Here is a 4,276-nt window from a genome sequence, read left to right as displayed (position 1 = left end):
GGCGGGAGCTGGGAGACTGGGCCCATGAGCGACCCCTCCCCCGCCCGTTCCGCCGCACCCGTCCTCGAGGTCTGGTGCGACCTGCAGTGCCCGGACTGCCGTGACGCGCTGGACGACGTCCGGGCCCTGCGTGCCCGTTACGGCGACCGTCTGGAGCTGCGGCTGCGGCACTTCCCGCTGGAGAAGAACAAGCACGCCTTCGCCGCCGCGCAGGCCGCCGAGGAGGCCCTGGAGCAGGGCAGCGGCTGGGAGTACGTCGAGGCGCTCCTGGGGCGTGTCGAGGAGCTGGGCCGCGCGGGGGAGCCGTTCCTGGTCGAGCTGGCCCGCGAACTGGGCCTCGACGCCGAGGAGTTCGACACCGCGCTGATCGACGGCCGGCACATCCTGATCGTGGACGCCGACCAGGCCGAGGGCAAGGCGATCGGCGTGAGCGGGACACCGACGTACGTCATCGACGGCGAGCGCCTGGACGGCGGCAAGTCCCAGGAGGGGCTGCGCGAGCGGATCGAGGAGATCGCCGACCGGCTGCTCGCCGGGCACGAGTGAGCCGGCCTCAGAGCAGGCTCTTGTACATCGAGTAACCCACCGTCACGTATCCGAGTGACTCGTACAGCCGCTCGGCCGGTGTGTTGCCCGCGAAGACGTTGAGGCCCAGGACCCGTCGGCCGGAGTCGATCGTCCGGGCCTCGGCCAGCAGCATCAGGGACCGGCCGTGCCCGCGGCCGCGGAAGGCCTCCTCGGTCTCGACGTCGTAGACGAAGGCCTTGTCCCCGACGAACTCCAGCCACAGGATCCCGACCCGGACGCCGTCGTGCTCCAGCACGCTGAACACCGCGCTGCCCGTCGCGAGGCCGCGCTCCATCAGCTGCTTGTTGTCGGCCTCCGACCTCGCCCGCGCCAGCGCCTCGGGCACCCCTCGCTCGCTCCAGTCCCGGGTGTACTCCGCGACGGCGCGCTCCGCCCACTGCCCGAACTCGGCCTGCGTCATGGGCCTGCCCCTGCTGCCCGCGGGCAGGGCGGGCGCGGTGGCGCCGAGCCGCTTCTCCATGCCGCGGTTGCGGTGGACGTATCCGAGCATGGTGGCGAGCCGCAGTGCGGGCTCGGCGTCGGCCGGGACCCTGATCTCCAGCTGCCCGCAGCCCCAGCCCCGCGCCACCTCCTCGGCGGCGAGCGCGGCGACCGTGCCCCGGCCGCGCCTGCGGTCCGGCTCGTCGATCCGCAGGTCCCGGATCTGGGCGACGGCCGGCCCGAAGGACGGATGGGTCGCCAGGTGTATCGCCCCGACGGGACGGCTGTTCACGCACACCGTGTAGTGGCGGGACAGCGCCCCGTCGGCCCCGCGCTGGAGCGGCTCGGTCGGCCGCAGGGTGGTGGTCATCACCGGAGTTCTACCCGCTGCCGCGCGCCGGTGCAGCCCAATATCGGCGGCTTCACGGATCGAGGTCGTCCCCGGCCCGCTCCTGGAAGACACGCATGGCCTTGGCGGTCACCGGGCCGGGCGCGCCCGGCAGTTCGCGTGCGTCGACGCGGTGGACGCCCTGGACGTCCCGCAGGGTGGAGGTGAGGAAGATCTCGTCGGCCCGCTCCAGGACGTCCAGCGGCAGGACGGTCTCCCTGGCCCCGGTCCACTCGACGGTCAACGCGCGCGTGATGCCCGCGAGGCAGCCGGAGGCGAGCGGCGGGGTGTGGATCTCGCCGTCGAGGACGACGAAGACGTTGGACCCGGTGCCCTCGCACAACTGGCCGACCGTGTTGGCGAACAGCGCCTCCGAGGCACCGTCCTCACGCGCGCGTGCCAGCGCGACGACGTTCTCGGCGTACGAGGTGGTCTTCAGCCCGGTGAGAGCGCCCCGCTCGTTGCGGGTCCACGGGACGGTGATCACGGCCGTGGAGTCGGGCCGCGGGGCGGACTCGCCGAGGGCGACCACCAGGGTCGGACCGTGCTCGCCCCGGTCCGACCCGAGGGGGCCGTGGCCGCCGGTGTAGGTGATGCGCAGCCGCCCGAGCGGCATCGGGTTCGCCTCCAGTACGGCGGCGCAGGCGCGGCGGACCTCGTCGTGATCGGGGTCGGGCAGCCCGAGGCCCCGTGCGGACAGCGTCAGCCGGTCGAGATGCCGGGTGAGGGCGAAGGGACGGCCGTCCACCGCCTTCACGGTCTCGAAAATGCCGTCGCCCACGGTCAGCCCGTGGTCGAAGACCGAGACGCGGGCCGTCTCGTTGTCCTGCAGCCCGCCGTCGAGCCAGATCTTCACGTCTGTAGTCCCTCTCCGCTCACCTCGTACGTTCCCGACGCTACCGCGAGCAGCCGGGACGCCTTCAGCTCGGTCTCCCGCCACTCCCCCTCGGGGTCGGACCCCCAGGTGATGCCGGCCCCGGTGCCGAAGCGCAGCACGCCCTCGGCGCGGTCGATCCAGAAGGTGCGGATGCCGACGGCCAGCTCTCCGGTCCCCCGGTCGGCGTCGACCCAGCCGATCCCGCCGCAGTACGGCCCCCGGGGCGCGGTCTCCAGGGCGTCGATGATCCGCAGAGCGCTGGACTTGGGCGCGCCGGTGACCGAGCCGGGCGGGAAGGCGGCGCCGAACAGCTCGGCCCACCCCGCGCCCTCGCGCAGTTCGCCCCGCACGGTCGACACGAGGTGGACGAGACCGGGGTGCTTCTCCACGGCGCACAGGTCGGGAACGGTGACGCTGCCCGTGGCGCACACCCGGCCCAGGTCGTTGCGCACCAGGTCGACGATCATCACGTTCTCGGCGTAGTCCTTGGCCAGCAGGTCGGCCTCGGTGCGCCCGGTCCCCTTGATCGGCCCCGACTCCACGACCCGGCCCGCCCTGCGCAGGAACAGTTCGGGGGACGCGGTGGCGATCTCCACCCCGTGTCCCGGCAGCCGGATCGTTCCTGCGTACGGCGCCGGGTTGCCGCGCGCCAGCAGCGCGGTGAGCGCGTCCACGTCGGCGCCGGGTTCCAGGGGCGCGGTCAGGACACGGCAGAGGTTGGCCTGGTAGACCTCGCCCCTGGCGATGTGAGCGCGGATCCGCCGTACGCCCTCGGTGTACGCCTCGCGGTCCAGGGACGACGTCCAGTCACCGGCCGCCGGTCCCCGCCAGGCCCCCGGCACCGGCGCGGGCACCGGCTCGTGGCGTACGTCGGCGAAGCGCGCGCAGGTCACACCGCCCTCGAAGTCCGCGGCGACGGCCCAGAAGCCGGTGGAGTCCAGCGCGGCGGGGTCGCTGGTGACGTCGAGGAGGCCGGTGGCGAGGCGGTCGCCGAAACGGGCGAGAGGAGCGAGGTCGAGCACGTCGTCGAGTCTATGGCGGGTGTCCTGCGGGTGACCTGGCCATGTCCTTGCGGCCGCCCTGACCACGGACGTCGACATGCGCACCGCAGCACGCTGCGCAAACGCGTTTTTGTACTGGCCCCGGAATCCGCTAGAGTTCAACTCGTCGCCGGGCCGCGAGAGCGGAACGAAACGACAAGCGGACGTAGCTCAGTTGGTAGAGCGCAACCTTGCCAAGGTTGAGGTCGCGAGTTCGAGCCTCGTCGTCCGCTCGATGGAATCAGGGGATCTTCCCGAGCCCCTGCACTCCTGGTGGAGTGGCCGAGAGGCGAGGCAACGGCCTGCAAAGCCGTCTACACGGGTTCAAATCCCGTCTCCACCTCCAAGGACGATTAGCTCAGCGGGAGAGCGCTTCCCTGACACGGAAGAGGTCACTGGTTCAATCCCAGTATCGTCCACTGGATCTTCGGAAGATCATCGAAGGTCTGACCCGCGCGATTAGCTCAGCGGGAGAGCGCTTCCCTGACACGGAAGAGGTCACTGGTTCAATCCCAGTATCGCGCACGCAGTACACACGATCCTGATCGTGGTTCCCGCGCGATTAGCTCAGCGGGAGAGCGCTTCCCTGACACGGAAGAGGTCACTGGTTCAATCCCAGTATCGCGCACACACCGAAGCCCCCGGCCCTGCGGCCGGGGGCTTCCGCGTTCGCTCCGTCAGCTGGAGAACAGCATGTGGCCGAAACCGCGGTTGCGGTGGTGGCCGCCGTGATGACCGCCGTGGCCGCCGTAGTGGCCGCCGCCGTGCTGCGGGGCGCCCCAGGCCGGTGCGCCGGGCGCGGCCGGGTACTGCGGGGCGGCCGGGGGCGGGGGAACGACGGGGCCGCCGCCGTACTGGCCCTCCAGCCGGGTCAGCGCCTCCAGCTCGCCGTAGTCGAGAAAGATCCCGCGGCAGCCGCTGCACTGCTCGATCTGGACACCGCTGCGGTTGTACGTGTGCATC

5 protein-coding genes and 5 tRNA genes are annotated in these 4,276 nt (G+C 71.7%); 6 read left to right on the top strand and 4 right to left on the bottom strand.

The annotated features are described in order from the left end of the window. The first annotated feature begins 24 nt into the window (after positions 1 to 24). Positions 25 to 546 (top strand): DsbA family protein, encoded by a 522-nt coding sequence (locus EHS43_RS38655; protein WP_125195255.1) that lies wholly within the window; start codon positions 25 to 27, stop codon positions 544 to 546. Positions 547 to 553: 7 nt separating this feature from the next. On the opposite strand, the gene EHS43_RS38650 is transcribed toward EHS43_RS38655, so the two are convergent. From EHS43_RS38650 to EHS43_RS38640, 3 genes are read right to left on the bottom strand one after another with little or no spacing between them, the layout of a single operon-like run. After that, entirely contained in the window at positions 554 to 1,381 is an 828-nt protein-coding gene (locus EHS43_RS38650) for an N-acetyltransferase (protein WP_125195254.1), read from the bottom strand. A 49-nt stretch (positions 1,382 to 1,430) separates the two neighbouring features. After that, positions 1,431 to 2,252, bottom strand: coding sequence for an aminotransferase class IV (locus tag EHS43_RS38645; RefSeq protein ID WP_125195253.1), 822 nt, complete (start codon positions 2,250 to 2,252; stop codon positions 1,431 to 1,433). Then, positions 2,249 to 3,295 carry a chorismate-binding protein gene (locus tag EHS43_RS38640; RefSeq protein WP_125195252.1) on the bottom strand — a complete coding sequence of 349 codons (1,047 nt, stop codon included), beginning with the start codon at positions 3,293 to 3,295 and terminating at the stop codon, positions 2,249 to 2,251. Before EHS43_RS38640 ends, EHS43_RS38645 begins: the two co-directional genes overlap by 4 nt. A 178-nt stretch (positions 3,296 to 3,473) precedes the next feature. Between EHS43_RS38640 and EHS43_RS38635 the strand changes: the two genes are divergently transcribed. The 5 genes from EHS43_RS38635 (at position 3,474) to EHS43_RS38615 (ending at position 3,941) form a co-directional block, all read left to right on the top strand. Continuing rightward, a tRNA-Gly gene (locus EHS43_RS38635) sits at positions 3,474 to 3,546 on the top strand. A gap of 39 nt (positions 3,547 to 3,585) precedes the next feature. Next, positions 3,586 to 3,659: transfer RNA gene (locus tag EHS43_RS38630), tRNA-Cys, on the top strand. A 1-nt stretch (position 3,660) separates the two neighbouring features. Then, positions 3,661 to 3,732, top strand: a tRNA-Val gene (locus tag EHS43_RS38625). Positions 3,733 to 3,766: 34 nt separating this feature from the next. After that, positions 3,767 to 3,838: transfer RNA gene (locus EHS43_RS38620), tRNA-Val, on the top strand. A gap of 31 nt (positions 3,839 to 3,869) precedes the next feature. Further along, positions 3,870 to 3,941, top strand: a tRNA-Val gene (locus EHS43_RS38615). Between the two features lie 49 nt (positions 3,942 to 3,990). Here the strand turns inward: EHS43_RS38615 and EHS43_RS38610 are convergent. Beyond that, positions 3,991 to 4,275: a zf-TFIIB domain-containing protein gene (locus tag EHS43_RS38610; protein ID WP_125195251.1), complete on the bottom strand. Its 285-nt coding sequence runs from the start codon at positions 4,273 to 4,275 to the stop codon at positions 3,991 to 3,993. Position 4,276: the final 1 nt, after the last annotated feature.

Origin of the sequence: Streptomyces sp. RP5T, from assembly GCF_003933965.1 — a bacterium.
GTDB lineage: Bacteria > Actinomycetota > Actinomycetes > Streptomycetales > Streptomycetaceae > Streptomyces.
This window is presented reverse-complemented; position numbering and strand designations above follow the sequence as displayed.